The organism is Bradyrhizobium sp. SZCCHNS2022, assembly GCF_032377575.1.
Taxonomy (GTDB): Bacteria; Pseudomonadota; Alphaproteobacteria; order Rhizobiales; family Xanthobacteraceae; genus Bradyrhizobium; species Bradyrhizobium aeschynomenes.
The window spans coordinates 2,147,549-2,163,290 of sequence record NZ_JAUHHZ010000001.1 but is presented as its reverse complement, the minus strand read 5'-3'; the positions used below and the strand labels follow the sequence as shown (position 1 = coordinate 2,163,290).

10 protein-coding genes and 1 pseudogene are annotated in these 15,742 nt (G+C 63.3%); 5 read left to right on the top strand and 6 right to left on the bottom strand.

What is annotated here, in order from left to right:
* The first annotated feature begins 5 nt into the window (after positions 1-5).
* Together QXZ94_RS09600 and QXZ94_RS09595 are read left to right on the top strand one after the other, a co-directional pair.
* Positions 6-566 carry a type 1 glutamine amidotransferase domain-containing protein gene (locus tag QXZ94_RS09600; RefSeq protein ID WP_315720209.1) on the top strand — a complete coding sequence of 187 codons (561 nt, stop codon included), beginning with the start codon at positions 6-8 and terminating at the stop codon, positions 564-566.
* A 318-nt stretch (positions 567-884) separates the two neighbouring features.
* Positions 885-3,170 carry an FdhF/YdeP family oxidoreductase gene (locus tag QXZ94_RS09595; protein ID WP_315720208.1) on the top strand — a complete coding sequence of 762 codons (2,286 nt, stop codon included), beginning with the start codon at positions 885-887 and terminating at the stop codon, positions 3,168-3,170.
* 15 nt (positions 3,171-3,185) lie between these two features.
* On the opposite strand, the gene QXZ94_RS09590 is transcribed toward QXZ94_RS09595, so the two are convergent.
* The 3 genes from QXZ94_RS09590 to QXZ94_RS09580 all read right to left on the bottom strand — a co-directional run bounded on the left by QXZ94_RS09590 (position 3,186) and on the right by QXZ94_RS09580 (position 11,927).
* Positions 3,186-4,679: an HWE histidine kinase domain-containing protein gene (locus QXZ94_RS09590; protein WP_315726176.1), complete on the bottom strand. Its 1,494-nt coding sequence runs from the start codon at positions 4,677-4,679 to the stop codon at positions 3,186-3,188.
* Between the two features lie 13 nt (positions 4,680-4,692).
* Entirely contained in the window at positions 4,693-10,869 is a 6,177-nt protein-coding gene (locus QXZ94_RS09585; RefSeq protein WP_409998503.1) for a HAMP domain-containing protein, read from the bottom strand.
* 656 nt (positions 10,870-11,525) lie between these two features.
* Complete coding sequence (locus QXZ94_RS09580) at positions 11,526-11,927, bottom strand: DUF4142 domain-containing protein (protein WP_315720206.1); 402 nt, start codon at positions 11,925-11,927, stop codon at positions 11,526-11,528.
* Positions 11,928-12,154: 227 nt separating this feature from the next.
* On the opposite strand from QXZ94_RS09580, the gene QXZ94_RS09575 reads away from it, so the two are divergent.
* A complete protein-coding gene (locus QXZ94_RS09575; protein WP_315720205.1) occupies positions 12,155-12,349 on the top strand; it encodes a hypothetical protein in 195 nt (64 codons plus the stop codon).
* Positions 12,350-12,532: 183 nt separating this feature from the next.
* Here QXZ94_RS09575 and QXZ94_RS09570 read toward each other — a convergent pair.
* Positions 12,533-13,257 (bottom strand): annotated as a pseudogene (locus QXZ94_RS09570) (SDR family oxidoreductase); the annotation flags it as partial.
* 307 nt (positions 13,258-13,564) lie between these two features.
* Here QXZ94_RS09570 and QXZ94_RS09565 point away from each other — a divergent pair.
* Positions 13,565-13,783 (top strand): DUF6894 family protein, encoded by a 219-nt coding sequence (locus tag QXZ94_RS09565; protein ID WP_172108733.1) that lies wholly within the window; start codon positions 13,565-13,567, stop codon positions 13,781-13,783.
* A gap of 241 nt (positions 13,784-14,024) precedes the next feature.
* Positions 14,025-14,408 (top strand): PRC-barrel domain-containing protein, encoded by a 384-nt coding sequence (locus QXZ94_RS09560; protein ID WP_409998741.1) that lies wholly within the window; start codon positions 14,025-14,027, stop codon positions 14,406-14,408.
* A 29-nt stretch (positions 14,409-14,437) separates the two neighbouring features.
* On the opposite strand, the gene QXZ94_RS09555 is transcribed toward QXZ94_RS09560, so the two are convergent.
* Together QXZ94_RS09555 and QXZ94_RS09550 are read right to left on the bottom strand one after the other, a co-directional pair.
* Positions 14,438-14,713, bottom strand: a complete 276-nt coding sequence (locus QXZ94_RS09555) for a hypothetical protein (RefSeq protein WP_315720204.1) — start codon at positions 14,711-14,713, stop codon at positions 14,438-14,440.
* 267 nt (positions 14,714-14,980) lie between these two features.
* Complete coding sequence (locus QXZ94_RS09550) at positions 14,981-15,136, bottom strand: hypothetical protein (protein ID WP_012043977.1); 156 nt, start codon at positions 15,134-15,136, stop codon at positions 14,981-14,983.
* Between the last annotated feature and the right edge of the window lie 606 nt (positions 15,137-15,742).

Here is a 15,742-nt window from a genome sequence, read left to right as displayed (position 1 = left end):
AGATGATGGACATCAAAGGAAAGAGGATCGCGATCCTCGCGACCAACGGGTTCGAGCAATCCGAGCTCGAAGTACCGCGTGATCGCCTGATACAGGCTGGCGCCACCGTCGAGATCGTCTCGCTGGCGTCAGGCGAGATCAAGGGCTGGGATCAGAAGGATTGGGGGCGGCCCGTGAAGGTCGACAAGACGCTCGACCAAGCCACCGCGTCCGACTATGACGCGATCGTGCTGCCCGGTGGACAAATCAATCCCGATCTGCTGCGGGTGGAGCCCAAAGCGTTGAAGTTCATCAAGGATGTGTTCGACGCCAAGAAGGTCGTGGCAGCGGTGTGCCACGCGCCCTGGCTCCTGATCGAGACGGGCATTGCAAAAGGGCGCAAGATGACGTCCTACAAATCGATCAAGACCGACGTCGCCAATGCCGGAGCCCAGTGGCAGGACGCCGAGGTCGTCGTCGATCAGGGCGTCATCACCTCGCGCAATCCCGGCGACCTCGAAGCCTTCAGCGCCAAGATCATCGAAGAGGTCAGGGAAGGCCGCCATCTCCAACGCAGTGCCGCGTGAGACGAGCGGGCGAGGGAGCCGGGTCCGCATGCCCGGCTTCCCCGGATGGACGGGCCCAGCGCCCGAGAGGTCGAACGCTGGGCCGCAGTCCACACGGAGTGCCTCCAGCGAGATGGGGGAACGCCGCCGGAGACCCAGGGAAGACGTTTGGCACGTCGCGTCGTTCCTAACGCCGTCTGACATGCAGCGCCCGCTTCACTCTCTTTCGCATCTCTTGTCCTTTGCCGTTGCCGGCGCGCCGGTCGCAAGCTCCCGTGAACGGAGGGAACTTGCGCTTCGATCACGGGTTGGCGGGTTTTCGGGCCGCGGAGATGTGCCGTGAGTGAGAAGGCGAAGATTGAAGACTACAAGGCACCGGCGGGCGGGTGGGGCTCGGTTCATGCTGTCGCCAGCATCCTGACGCAGGAGGAGGTCACGCTGCTCGGCAGCGAGATTCTTCTCAAGCAGAACAAGCCGGGCGGCTTCATGTGCGTCAGCTGCTCCTGGGCCAAACCGGCAAAGCCGCATCCCTTCGAATTCTGTGAGAACGGCGCCAAGGCGACCGCGTGGGAAATCACCGGCAAGACGGTCGGACCGGAGTTCTTCTCGCGGCACACGCTCGCCGAATTGCGGACGTGGTCGGACCACCAGCTGGAAGAGCAGGGGCGTTTGACGCATCCGATGCGCTACGACGCGGCAACTGATCGATATGTGGCCGTGAGCTGGCACGACGCGTTTCGCGACATCGGCGCTCAGCTGAACGGTCTCGATCCCCGCGCCGTGGTGATGTACACGTCCGGCCGGGCATCGCTCGAAACGAGCTACATGTACCAGCTGTTCGGCCGGATGTACGGCACGAACAATTTTCCAGACAGCTCCAACATGTGCCATGAGTCGACCTCGGTCGCGCTGCCGGAGGTCATCGGCGTGCCGGTGGGCACAGTACTCCTGGAGGATTTCGACAAGTCCGACTGCATTCTCTTCTTTGGCCAGAACACGACGACGAACTCGCCGCGCATGCTGCATCCGCTGCAGCGTGCCGCGCAGCGCGGTGTCCCCATCATCACGTTCAATCCGTTGCGCGAGCGCGGATTGGAGCGCTTCACGAATCCGCAGGATCCCATCCAGATGGTGCTGACCGGCGGCACGCGGATCAGCACGCAATACCATCAGCTCAGGGTCGGCGGCGACGGCGCCGCGCTACTCGGCATGTGCAAGGCCGTGATCGAGGCGGATGACGCAGCGGTCGCAACGAGAAGCCCGCGCGTTCTGGATGTGGCCTTCATCGAGCAGCATACGTCCGGGTTCGAGCAGTTTGCGAACTATTGCCGTCAAGCGTCGTGGAGCAATATCGAACGCGCATCCGGTCTAGGCAGCGCCGACATTCTCGAGGCAGCCAAGGTCTATGCGTCGGCGCACGCCGTGATCGCCAACTACGGAATGGGAATCACACAGCATCGTCATGGCGTCGAGACCGCCAAAATGATCGTGAACCTGCTCCTGCTGCGCGGCAACATCGGCAAGCCGGGTGCAGGCATTTCCCCCGTTCGCGGACATTCGAACGTGCAGGGGCAGCGTACCGTCGGGATTTCCGAGAAGACCAAGCTGGTGCCGCTCGACAGGCTGGCTGAACTCTACGCGTTCGAGCCGCCGCGCTGGGACGGACTCAGCACGGTCGATGCCTGCGAGGCGATCATCAAGGGCGACGTGAAGGGGTTCGTCAGTCTCGGCGGCAACTTCCTGCGCGCGGTGCCGGAGCGGTCCCTCATGGAGCCCGCCTGGTCAGGATTACGGCTCTCGGTGCAGATCGCGACCAAGCTCAATCGAAGCCATCTCGTTCCCGGTGCGGTCACCTACCTGCTGCCGTGCCTGGGTCGGATCGAGATCGATCGGCAGGCCGGCGGAGAGCAGGCGGTGTCGATGGAGGACTCCACCACCTGCATTCATGGCTCGCGGGGACAGCGCCAGCCCGTCGCGGATGGATTGCTATCGGAGCCGGCCATCGTTGCCAGTCTTGCAAAGGCAACCCTGGCGCCGAATCCGCACGTCGACTGGGACGCATGGGTTGGCAACTACGCGCTGGTCAGGGACGCGATCGAGCGCACCTATCCCGATCAGTTCAAGGATTTCAACAAGCGACTGTTTCAGCCCGGTGGGTTTCCGCGGCCGCTCGGCGCCCGCGAGCGTAAATGGAAGACGTCGACCGGCAAGGCGAACTTCACGGTCCCGAAGGCGGCCTTGAATCCGCCCGAGGAGGGCAACGGCGTGTTCCAGTTGATGACACTGCGCGCGGACGGCCAATTCAACACGACGATCTACAACGAGGATGACCGCTTCCGTGGCGTCACGGGCGGCCGTCAAGTCATCTTCATGAATGCAAGCGACATGGCCGATCTTGGCATCATGCAGGGCGATCTTGTCCGTCTGTCGACGGTTGCCCATGACGGGATCGAGCGCTCGCTCGGAGGCTTGCAGAGCGTTGCGTTCGACATTCCGAGATGCAGCGTCGCGGCCTACTATCCGGAATGCAACGGATTGATCCCGCTCTGGCACTATGCCGAGGGCAGCAAGGTACCCGCCGCCAAATCGGTGCCGGTGCGGATCACCAGAGACGCATCCGGCTGAGCCGCGCCGCCGCCGTCAGCCGGTGGCGCGCTGTCGTACACCATCGGCGACGGGCACCGCGAAAGCGTTGGTTGCTTCCGGCGGGGTCACTCCCGGGCGAAGCGGAACGAGCAGACGGCAGACCAGCCCTTCGGGACGCCAGTCGAACAACGCGCGTCCGCCCAGCTGGCTCTCGACGCTGGCCATCAGGCTGCGGGTGCCGAAGCCGCGGGAGGTCGGGACGTGGACCAGGGGCCCGCCGGTCTCGATCCAGACCAGATCAAGGCGATCATGCTCGATCGTCCACTTCACCGACAGTTGCCCCGACCGGACCGACAGAGCGCCGTACTTGGCGGAGTTCGTCACCAATTCGTGCAACGCCAACGCCAGCGTCTGCGCCGTCGCGGGCTGAAGCTGCAGTTCGGCGCCGCCGAACTCCACTTGTCCGCCGGTCGCATAGGGCGCGAGCTCCTCGGCCACGAGCCGGCTCATCTCTGCGCCCTGCCAGCTCGACAGAGAGAGGATGGTGTGAACGCGTGCGAGCGCGCTGATGCGGCCCTCGACGGCGCTGACATACGTCCCGACGCTGTCGGCCTTGGTCAATCGAACGATCGACTGGGCCAAGGTCAGCGCGTTCTTGGCACGGTGATCGACCTCGCGGGTCAACAGGTTCTGGCGCTCCTCCGCGCGCTTGCGTTCGGTGATGTCGATGGTGACGCCGCTGACGCGGATCACCCGACCGGTCCTGTCCGTGGTCGCGGCCGCCGTTCCGACGCACCAGCGCTCCTCGCCATCCGGTCGGATTATGCGGAACTCCGTCTCGTAGGACGTCGTGCCGAGCCCAAACTCCGCGATCACCTGGCTAGCGCGGGCCGCATCCTCAGGATGCAGCAGGCCCATGATGTTCACGCTGTTGAGCTCGAAGCCCTGCGGTGTCACTCCGAAGATGCGATATTGCCCCTCGTCCCACATCCAGTCGCCATTCACCCCATCCCAGTCCCAGGAGCCCATCCTGCCGGCGGCGATGGCCATGCTGCGGCGCTGCTCGCTTTCGATCAGCTGAGCCGTGGATCTCTCAAGCTCGGCCGTGCGCGCGCGAACACGGTTTTCCAGCTCGCGATTCAAGTGCTCCAGCTCGCGTGTCTTGCGATAGAGCTCGGCGAACACCTTGATCTTCGCGCGCAGCACCTCCGGGACCACGGGGACCGGCACGTAGTCGACGGCCCCCATCTCGTAGCCGCGCAACCGATCGAAGTCGCTGACCTGAATCGCCGAGATGAAGATGATGGCGATCTTCTGAAACCGCGGATGCTCGCGGATCATCTGCGCCAGCTCGAAGCCGTCGAGCTCAGGCATGCAGACGTCGACGAGGATCACCGCGATCTCGTTCTTCAGCAGGATCTCGAGCGCTTCCCGGCCGGAAGTGGCCACCACCAGATGCTCGCCGAGCTCCTTCAGGATGACTTCGTAGGCGAGCAGCTTCGCCGGCTGATCGTCAACCAGAAGAATATTGACCTTCTCATGTTCCATCATGATCAACCGTTCAGCGGTGCAGCCACATGCGGATCGCAAGAAGCAGCTGCTCGGTGTTGACGGGTTTCGCCAGGTAATCGGACGCGCCTGCTTCGAGGCACTTTTCGCGATCTCCCTTCATGGCTTTCGCGGTCAACGCGATGATCGGCAGCCGGGCGAAGGCTGGAGTCTGCCTGATGACCCCGATGGTCTGGTAACCGTCCATCTGGGGCATCATGATGTCCATCAGAACGATCGCGATCTCGGGACTTCGTTGGACGAGCTCGATCGCCTCCCGGCCGGTGGTTGCGGTGAGCACGCGCATGCCGCGGCGTTCCAGCACGCTCGACAAGGCGAAGATGTTGCGTGCGTCATCGTCGACCAGCAGCACCGTCTTCCCGATCAGATCATCGTCGGAGCTGTTCAGCTTCTCCAGCATGCGTTGCTTCTGGACCGGCAGTTCCGTGATCACACGATGGAGGAACAGCGAGGTCTCGTCGAGCAGCCGCTCGGGGGACTCCACGCCCTTCACGACGATGCTGCGGGCCATCGTGTGCAGCTCGGCGTCCTCCTCGGCCGACAATTCGCGTCCGGTGAACACGACGACGGGAACGCCGGAGAGCGTATCGTCGGAGCGCAGCTGGTCGAGCACGTCGAAGCCACTCATGTCGGGGAGACGAAGGTCCAGCACGACGCAGTCGCAAGGCGCGTTGCGGAGCTCATCGAGCGCGGCTGCGCCAGTCTCCGCCGCGACGATCTCGATGTCGTCGTGATCGAGCAGTTGGCGAATGCTCATCTGCTCTGCGGCATTGTCCTCCACGATCAGCAATCGCTTGCGCCGCGGCTTGGCGTATTCCTTGATCTGAGACAGCGCCGCGCTGACGCCTTCCGTCGTGGTGGGCTTGTTCACGAAGGAGAAGGCGCCGCGCGCCAGAGCGTGCTGACGGTCCTCGTCGAGCGTGATGATCTGCACCGGGATGTGCCGCGTCAACGGATTGTGCTTGAGCTGGCTGAGAACGGTCCATCCGAGCATGTCCGGAAGGAACACGTCGAGCGAGATCGCGGCCGGCTGATATTGCTTGGCCAGATCCAGCGCTTCCGCGCCGCGGCCGGCGACCAGAACCTTGAAGCCCTTGTCGCGCGCGAGATCGATCAGGACGCGGGCATAGTGCGGATCGTCTTCGACGACCAGCAGGATTGTGTCTCCCGGCTCGAGGTGCAGCCGATCATCCGCCAACTGCTCGATGGCGCGCTCGGGCACCGGAGCCTGCAGGGCAGGGGTCTGGAGATAGGGAACGGGCGCGGCGGGGCTGACGCGCGGGGCCGTCGCGGGCCCCGAATATTTCAGGGGCAGATACAGCGTGAAGGTGCTGCCCTTGCTCGGCGCGCTCTTGAGATGGATCTCGCCGCCCAGAAGGTTGGCGAGCTCCCGGCTGATCGCGAGTCCGAGTCCGGTGCCGCCATATTTGCGGCTCGTGCCCGCGTCGGCCTGCTGGAACGCCTCGAAGATCAGCTTCTGCTTGTCCTGAGGAATGCCGATGCCGGTGTCCGACACTTCGAAGGCGATCACGGCTGGCGCATTGTTGAGCACCGGGTGTTCGGTGCTCCAGCCCCCCAGCGCTGCGAACACTTTCAAGCGGACGCCGCCTTCGGCGGTGAATTTGAAGGCATTCGAGAGCAGGTTCTTCAGCACCTGCTGCAGGCGCTTGGAGTCCGTGACGATGCTGCGCGCCAGCGTCGGATCGACATCGATGTTGAAGGAGAGGAGGCGGTTTTCGGCCTCGTGCCGGAACGGACGTCCGACGGATTCCAGCAGATTCGCAGTAAGAATCTCCTCGGCATCGACGGTCACGGTTCCGGACTCGATCTTGGAGAGATCGAGAATATCGCTGATGAGATTCAGCAGGTCCGTGCCGGCACCATGGATGGTGCGGGCAAACTCGACCTGCTTGAGGGTGAGGTTGCCGTCGGGATTTTCGGTGAGCTGCTGGCCGAGGATCAGGATGCTGTTGAGCGGCGTGCGCAGCTCGTGCGACATGTTGGCCAGGAACTCGGACTTGTACTTGGAGGTCAAGGCGAGCTCGGTCGCCTTCTCCTCGAGCGCGCGGCGGGCCTGTTCGATTTCCTGGTTCTTGCGCTCCACCTCGACGTTGCGCTCGGCGAGCTGCTGCGCCTTCTGCTCGAGCTGCTCATTGGTCTGCTGCAGCTCGCGCTGCTGTGCCTGCAGCTCGGCGGCGAGCTGTTGCGACTGCTTCAACAGCCCCTCGGTCTGCATCGTGGCCTCGATCGAGTTGAGCACGATGCCGATGGAGTCGGTCAGCTGTTCGAGGAACGTCATCTGCGAGGTCGTGAACGGACTGAGCGAGGCCAGTTCTATCACGGCCTTGACCTGGTTTTCGAACAACACCGGCAGCACGACCAGGTTCTTCGGGACGGCCCGGAGCAGGGCGGAGCCCACGGGAATGACGTCGGACGGAATCTCCGAGACCAGCCGTTGGCGCTTGTCGAAGACGCACTGTCCAATCAGGCCTTCGCCGAACTGGACGTGCTGCCGGTGCGGATAGACGCCGTCGTCGGCATAGGAGGCGAGCAGGCGCAGCTGCGGTGTCGACTCGGTTTCGACCTGATAGATCACGCCACGGTGGGCGTTCACCAGCGGCGTCAGCTCGGTCAGCAGCAGGCGGCCGACGGTGGTCAGGTCGCGCTGGCCCTGCAGCATGTTGGTGAACTTGGCGAGGTTCGTCTTGAGCCAGTCCTGTTCGGTGTTGAGGTCGGTTGTGAGCCTCAGATTTGTAATCATCGTATTGATGTTGTCTTTGAGCTCGGCGACCTCGCCGCGCGCATCGACCTGGATCGAACGGGTCAGGTCGCCCTTGGTCACGGCGGTCGCGACCTCGGCGATGGCGCGGACCTGTGAGGTCAGGTTGGCCGCCAGCAGGTTGACGTTGCCGGTCAGGTCCTTCCAGGTGCCGGCGGCGCCGGGCACGTTCGCCTGGCCGCCCAGGCGGCCCTCGACGCCGACCTCGCGGGCGACGCTGGTGACCTGATCGGCGAAGGTGGCCAGCGTCTCCGTCATGTTGTTGATGGTGTCGGCGAGCGCAGCAACCTCGCCCTTCGATTTCACCGTCAGGTTCTGCTTGAGATCTCCGTTGGCCACCGCGGTGACCACCTTCACGATGCCGCGCACCTGCTCGGTGAGGTTGGCGGCCATGAAGTTCACGGTATCGGTGAGGTCCTTCCAGGTGCCGGCGACGCCCGGCACCTGGGCCTGACCACCCAGCTTGCCTTCGGTACCCACTTCGCGCGCGACGCGCGTGACCTCGCCGGCGAAGGCGTTGAGCTGGTCGACCATGGTGTTGATCGTGTTCTTCAGCTCCAGGATCTCTCCCTTCACGTCCACCGTGATCTTGCGCGAGAGATCGCCGCGCGCCACCGCCGTGGTCACCTCGGCGATGTTGCGGACCTGCGTCGTCAGATTGGCCGCGAGCAGGTTGACGTTATCGGTCAGGTCCTTCCAGGTGCCGCCGACGCCCGGCACCACGGCCTGTCCGCCAAGCCGGCCTTCGGTGCCGACCTCGCGCGCGACGCGCGTCACTTCGGCCGCAAACGAACGCAGCTGCTCGACCATCGTGTTGAGGGTGTCCTTGAGCAGCAGGATCTCGCCGCGCACGTCGACGGTGATCTTCTTCGACAGGTCGCCGCCGGCAATCGCCGTCGCGACCTCGGCGATGTTGCGCACCTGCGCCGTCAGGTTCGACGCCATGAAGTTGACGCTGTCGGTCAGATCCTTCCAGGTGCCGGCGACTTCGGGCACCTCGGCCTGGCCGCCGAGCTTGCCTTCGGTGCCGACCTCGCGTGCGACGCGCGTGACCTCGGAGGCGAAGGCGTTGAGCTGGTCGACCATCGTGTTGATGGTGTTCTTCAGCTCGAGGATCTCGCCCTTCACGTCGACGGTGATCTTGCGCGAGAGGTCGCCGCGGGCCACCGCCGTGGTCACCTCGGCGATGTTGCGGACCTGGGCGGTGAGATTGCCGGCCATCGAGTTGACGCTGTCGGTCAGGTCCTTCCAGGTTCCGGCGACGCCGGGCACGTTGGCCTGACCGCCCAGCCGGCCTTCGGTGCCGACCTCGCGTGCGACGCGCGTCACCTCGCCCGCGAAGCGGTTGAGCTGATCGACCATCGTGTTCAGCGTTTCCTTCAGGCTGAGGATCTCGCCGCGAACGTCCACCGTGATCTTGCGCGACAGGTCGCCGCCGGCGATGGCCGTAGCCACTTCGGCGATGTTGCGGACCTGGGCGGTGAGATTGCCGGCCATCGAGTTGACGCTGTCGGTGAGGTCCTTCCAGGTTCCGGCCACGCCGGGAACCTCGGCTTGGCCGCCGAGCTTGCCGTCGGTGCCGACCTCGCGCGCGACGCGCGTCACCTCTCCTGCGAAGGCATTGAGCTGATCGACCATCGTGTTCAGCGTTTCCTTCAACTGAAGGATCTCGCCGGAGACGTTGACCGTGATCTTCTTGGAGAGGTCGCCCTTGGCGACGGCGGTCGCGACCTCCGCGATGTTGCGGACTTGTCCCGTCAGGTTGGAGGCCATCGAGTTGACGCTGTCGGTGAGATCCTTCCAAGTGCCGGCGACGCCGCGCACCATGGCCTGGCCGCCGAGCTTGCCTTCGGTGCCGACCTCGCGCGCGACGCGCGTCACCTCGCCAGCAAAGGCGTTGAGCTGGTCGACCATCGTGTTGATGGTGTCCTTCAGCTCGAGGATCTCGCCACGAACATCGACCGTGATCTTCTTCGACAGGTCACCATTCGCCACCGCCGTCGTCACCTCGGCTATGTTACGCACCTGTGCCGTCAGGTTCGACGCCATCGAGTTGACGCTCTCGGTCAGGTCCTTCCAGGTGCCGGCGACGCCGAGCACATTGGCCTGGCCGCCCAGCCGTCCGTCGGTGCCGACCTCGCGCGCGACGCGCGTCACCTCGCCGGCGAAGGCATTGAGCTGGTCGACCATGGTGTTCAGCGTCTCCTTCAGCTGAAGGATCTCGCCGGAGACGTTGACCGTGATCTTCTTCGACAGGTCGCCGCTCGCGATCGCCGTCGCGACGTCGGCGATGTTGCGGACCTGGGCGGTGAGGTTGGAGGCCATGAAGTTGACGTTGTCGGTCAGGTCCTTCCAGGTGCCGGCGACGCCTGGCACCTGCGCCTGACCGCCGAGCTTGCCTTCGGTGCCGACCTCGCGCGCAACGCGCGTCACTTCCGAGGCGAAGGCATTGAGCTGATCGACCATCGTATTGATGGTGTCCTTCAGCTCCAGGATTTCGCCGCGCACGTCGACGGTGATCTTGCGCGAGAGATCGCCGCGCGCCACCGCCGTGGTCACGTTGGCGATGTTGCGGACCTGCGCGGTCAGGTTGCCGCACATGGCGTTGACGGAGTCGGTGAGGTCCTTCCAGGTGCCGGCCACACCCGGCACGATCGCCTGGCCGCCGAGCTTGCCGTCGGTGCCGACCTCACGGGCCACGCGCGTCACTTCGGAGGCGAACGAGCGCAACTGATCGACCATCGTGTTGATGGCCTCCTTCAGCTGCAGAATCTCACCGCGCACGTCGACCGTGATCTTCTTGGACAGGTCGCCATTGGCGACCGCGATGGTCACCTCGGCGATGTTGCGGACCTGGCCGGTCAGATTGTTGGCCATCGAGTTGACGCTCTCGGTCAGATCCTTCCACACGCCGGTGACTTCCGGAACCTGGGCCTGGCCGCCGAGCTTGCCCTCGGTACCGACCTCGCGGGCGACGCGCGTCACCTCCGAAGTAAAGACGCTGAGCTGCTTGATCATCGTGTTGACGATGGTGGCCGATTGCAGGAACTCGCCTCCCAGCGGCCGGCCGTCGACGTCCAGCTTTACGGTCTGGAGCAGATCGCCCTGCGCCACCGCAGCGACGGCGCGCGTGACCTCGCGGGTCGGCCATAGCAGATCGTCGATCAGCGTGTTGATCGAACTCTCCATATCGGCCCAGGAGCCGCTGGCGATGCCGAACCTCACGCGCTGCCGGGTCTTGCCCTCGCGGCCGACGACCTGGCCGACACGTTCGAGCTGCTGCGCCATGCGCTCATTGGCGGCAATGATGTCGTTGAACGTATCGGCAATCTTGCCGTCGATGCCGAGATAGTCACCGCTCATGCGGACGGAGAAGTCGCCTGAACGCATCGCCTGGAGAGCGCGAAGCAGATCCTGGCTCGCATCTGGTCCCTCCGCGCCATTTCCCTGACGACTGAAGCCTTGCCGGCCCGGCAACGGACTATCAGCAGGATCGAGATCGCTCATCAAGTTCCCCCGAGGCAGCATGCGTGCCGGCAAGAATCCGAGTCTCATTTGCGGGCGGCATACAAGCCGCGGCAACATCTCAAATCAAGCCAGATGCCATTTCTCGCAACAATTGGAACCCGTCGGAGATGGCACAAGCGGCTCAACACGCTCCATCGCCAATCGTTCCAAATAAATTTCAGTCCGTGGGACGCTGCGCCAGATCTGTTGGAACCGGGGGAGCGCAATGGCTTGGTGTAGGCAAGGAGAAGCTGATGAGAACACGATTTCGTTGAGTCTTGCCGTCGCCCTGGCGCTCGGCCAATCGGGAGGGCCGAGCGGACCTGGTTCCGTGACTGGCGACCCCGCCGCAAGCTCCGAAAATCCGCGGTCTGCGCCAACCTCCGAGGCTGCCAGAGACAATCCCAGCGGGAGCAAGTCGTCGTCCTCGGGCGGCCGCGACGACAATGGAGATCAGGGCCGGGAGAAGATGCCGGAGAGCAATGGCAGCGTTAGGCCGCCCGCCCAGCAGAACCAAAGCCGCGCTGAGCGCGGGTTGGCTATTTTTCCGCGAGTGCGCTCTTGATGTCGTTTAGCTCGATCTGCAGATCTGTGAGTTCCACCATCGCGAAGCGCCTGACCTCCTGATTGTCAGGCGCGGCGAGATAGCTTTGCAGAACCGCGATCGTGGTCTCGTACTCCGCAATTTCTGCTGCATAGAACTGGCGGACGAAATCCGTCCCATCCGTGGGACTCACGTCGGCCAACATGGTTTCCCTTCCGAGCGACTGCTTTGACGCCGGGTAAGCGCTCACTCCGGTGCTGATCTCGAGCGCGGCAAGCGCACGGGCACGTCGTGCCGCAGCTTCCGCCCGCACCGAGGCGGCACTCGCGAGATCCGATCGGTCGAGCGACGCAGTACGGTCATACGCGTTCTTCTGAAATGCGTTGAACTCGTTCAATTTTGCAATCAGCTGCGAGGCTGTGGGAGCTGCAGCGGCCGAGGAGCCATGCGAAGCCGTCTCTGGCTGGGCTGCACAAGGCGACAGGCACGCAAGAACTACGGTGGCGGTGAGGACGACAGAGTAACGCATTCTCCGACAATGACCGCGGCGCCTGCAAGTTCCGCTCAACATTAATATCACGTAACGCGGTTGCGTCAGATCGGCGGGGCTCCCAGGTAGTTCAAATGAAACAGTCAGATCTCTTCAGAGAAAACGCGGACAACTGCCTTAACCTCGCCGAGCGAGCCGAGAGTGATCCGGCATTTCGTCGCTATACGCGCATGGCCCAGGGCTGGCACGCATTGGCGAACGAACAGGAATGGCTCGACGGCGAGGTCGCTCCGGTATTGCCGCGGAGGGGCGAGCCGCTCCACGAATAGACTTGGAAGATCGGATCGGGAATGGAGGACTTCACGATGGCCCCCCGTATCGTTCTCATCGCACTGCTCACTGCCTTCAGCGTAGCCTCCGCGGCCGCGGCGCTGACCACAATCCGCCAGGTCCATACGGAAGCCTATTCGCTTCCGCAACCCGTGACCCACATCTGAGGTGAGGGGACAGACTCACGGCTGTCCCGCCCCTCCGGATGATCCGTAGACCTGCCATTGGCGTAGCTCGCGTCTGCTGCTGCCAGCTGAACATGGATCGATCCCAGCTCCGCGGGCTGCCCTGGCCGACCAAGCGGCGTCTGCCCGCCGAACTTCTCCAGCTTCTCCGTCGTCGCCCCGCCCGAGACTTGCAGGGGCGTCCAGATCGGGCCCGGTGCAACGGCATTGACCCGAATGCCCTTGGGGCCAAGCTGCTTGGCGAGCGATTTCACGTAGTTCATGGTCGCGGCCTTGGTCTGCGCATAGTCGTAGAGATCTGGAAACGGATCATAGGCCTGTTCGGACGAGGTGCCGATGATCGCTGAGCCTGGCTTGAGGTGGGGCAAGGCCGCCATGATGATCCAGAACGGGGCGTAGATGTTGGTCTTCATCGTCGCGTCGAAATCCTCGGATGACACGTCGAGGATCGATTGGCGGGTCTGCTGACGCGCCGCGTTGTTGACGATGATGTCGAGACCGCCGAGCGCCTCGAGGGCTTGTGCGACCAGCTGCTGACAGAAGCATTCATCGCGCAGATCGCCGGGAATGGCGACCGCCCGTCGTCCTTCGGCCCTGATGAGCGCAACCACCTTCTGCGCATCTGGCTCTTCGGTCGGATAGTAGTTGATGGCGACATCGGCGCCCTCGCGCGCATAGGCGATCGCCGCCGCGCGGCCCATTCCGGAGTCACCTCCGGTGCTGATGTCAATGAGGCGGCTGCGAGTGTCGCAGTGCCTCCGACCATTTGACGGCGCGACATCGAATGTCTGCGTTCGTCCGCCATTCGGGTTCTCCTCATGATGGTGATCACCAACCGGCGACCGCTGTGAACGTTCGTTCACGAGGTTGAAAATGCACGCCGTCGCAATCGATCCTGCGCCCTGATGGTGACTGAGACGTATTGGCTCAGCAGGGAACGAATGCCGCCAGCACGCGTCGTGTCAGGGAAATCTCGATTGCGGATCGTCGCGCGGTTGGAGCGTCGCGATGCAAGGCTCGGATGGGATCATGCCGTTCTATCACTTTGATTTGACGAACAGCGAATCGATCGCTGGTGATCGTTACGTCGAGTTGCCCGGCGACGTCGAGGCAATGGACTCGGCCGACGTGATCGCGCGACAGCTGGTTTCGGATCATCCCGAGCTGCGCAATCAGAACTACGCAGTTCTGGTCACCAATGAGGAGGGCGACGAGATCTGCCGCGTTCCGCTGGACGTGCTGCATTGACAGGAAAATGAAGGAGGTCTGCGATGGATCGGACGAGCCAAGGCATCATCAAAACAGGTCGTGGCGAGGAGCAGCCTGCCGACAAGGATCGGGCGCAACTCGCACATCAGACGACGTCGCCCGACGCGCCGAGCCGTGAGGCGACGGGGCGTCCTGATGACAAGGACCGCAAGGCGTCGGGACCCCGCTGACCCATCCGGCGCGGGCTGACGTTTTTTCTTTGCAAGGAGTGGAGGCCGAAATGACATCCATGGTCGATACATCGATGCTCGAGCAGCGTGAATATGGCAATCTGATCGGAAGCGACAAGGTCGAGGGGACGTCCGTCTATGGCGCCGACGACAACAAGATCGGCGCCATCGAGCGCGTGATGATCGACAAGTTGAGCGGTCGCGTGTCCTATGTCGTGCTCGCGTTCGGCGGCTTTCTCGGTCTCGGCAACGACCACTATCCGCTGCCGTGGCAGTCGCTGAAATACGACACGCGGCTCGGCGGCTACGTCACGGGAGTCACCGAGGATCAGCTCCGAGGAGCGCCGCGATATTCCGACGAGCGCGAGTGGGACTGGGGTGATCTCGCGACCGGCCGCAAGGTCGACGACTATTACGGGGTCCGGCTCGCCTGAGAACCCCGCGTCCCGACTGCGCTCCGCGCTCAGGCCGCGGGCGTCTGCACGCTGCCGTCGGCGGCTGATCCGGCCATCATGCTCCGCCGGCTCGACAGCCAGATCGGAATCTCACGATAGCAGGTGCCCTTCTCGTTCATCTCGGCAATGGTCCACCGGCTCGGGTGGCGTTCCTTGCCGACGAACACCCAATCATCCGCCGAGGCCGGCGGCTCGTTCGGCCGCGTTCTCAGCCAAGCCGAACGGGCTCCCTTCGGCAATCGGTCCTGCTTCATCTGATACAGATCATATACTGGCGAACGCATGACGCTACTCGTCCTCAAGCAACCGCAAGTCTCGACACCCTCAGCGTGTCCCGTGGTCAAGGCGGAATTGTGGGAGCGGCGCGTCCAGCCTGTGCAAAATTGCGATCAGCCTGGGGTGGCGGGCCTCTGCCAACATTCTCGCGTGACACGCGTCGCGCTTCGACAAAACGACGCGCGGGGCTGATTCCAGAACCCCGCGAGCCGGGACGGACGACGATCGCGTCCGGAACGAAAAGCCCGCCAGCCGCGGCCGGAAGGCTGATCCAATCAGAAGAAGGCGTAGCTGAGATCGAGGCCGTAGGTGGCGTGAAGAATGAAGCCGAACGCCGTTGCGCCGCAAAGCATCAGAATCGTCCGCAGCTTCTCGGAGTCGATGCGCGTCTCTTCGAGATGGGTCGGGAGAGCCTTGGTCAGTGTCGTCATGGTGGGACCTCTGTACGCGAAACGAAGACGGAGAGTGAGTGATGAAAGAATATTCGAGGCTTGTTAGAACCCGTTCTGGGGCGGTGTTTTTGTAGGGCTCCAGAAGAGTTCTAATTGTGAAAGAGGAACCCAGCATCGTGCAGTTTTTGGGGCAAAGTTGAGGAAAGTAAATGTTCAGTAAATTAAATCTCAGGTTGATATTAGTTGCGCATAGTATTGTTGCACGTCTCGGCTGCTGAATGAAGTTGCCAGGTTGCCGAGGCGCAGCCGCGCACGTTGGTAAGCTTAATTCTTGTCGGAAAAGCATTCTGAGCGATCCTGGCCTGCCCGGCCGGATCGTTGCGAACGGCCAGTGAGCCCGTCCGTCGCGCGGGTTGCAAAAGCAACTCGAAGTATAGGGCCGGCATGTCGCGCGCTCGGCCAATATGTGGCGAGGCATTAACCCCTGTGGCGTTGTCGCCACGAGGTCGCCAGCATCTGTGGCATGACTGGTATCATGTGAATGACGTCGACGGAAGGCCGCTTCGGAATTCTCTCTGTGGATGTGCTCATCCAACAACAGCCGCATAATCATCGAGGTCGTATCCCACGCGCGTCGCGCGTTGA

What these genes read in the sequence shown, in the direction of transcription:
- QXZ94_RS09600 (WP_315720209.1), top strand. Translation starts at nt 6, where the DNA reads ATGGACATCAAAGGAAAGAGGATCGCGATCCTCGCGACCAACGGGTTC.
- QXZ94_RS09590 (WP_315726176.1), bottom strand. Translation starts at nt 4,679, where the DNA reads ATGGAACATGAGAAGGTCAATATTCTTCTGGTTGACGATCAGCCGGCG.
- QXZ94_RS09585 (WP_409998503.1), bottom strand. Translation starts at nt 10,869, where the DNA reads ATGCGTTCAGGCGACTTCTCCGTCCGCATGAGCGGTGACTATCTCGGC.
- QXZ94_RS09575 (WP_315720205.1), top strand. Translation starts at nt 12,155, where the DNA reads ATGAAACAGTCAGATCTCTTCAGAGAAAACGCGGACAACTGCCTTAAC.
- QXZ94_RS09565 (WP_172108733.1), top strand. Translation starts at nt 13,565, where the DNA reads ATGCCGTTCTATCACTTTGATTTGACGAACAGCGAATCGATCGCTGGT.
- QXZ94_RS09560 (WP_409998741.1), top strand. Translation starts at nt 14,025, where the DNA reads ATGACATCCATGGTCGATACATCGATGCTCGAGCAGCGTGAATATGGC.
- QXZ94_RS09555 (WP_315720204.1), bottom strand. Translation starts at nt 14,713, where the DNA reads ATGCGTTCGCCAGTATATGATCTGTATCAGATGAAGCAGGACCGATTG.
- QXZ94_RS09550 (WP_012043977.1), bottom strand. Translation starts at nt 15,136, where the DNA reads ATGACGACACTGACCAAGGCTCTCCCGACCCATCTCGAAGAGACGCGC.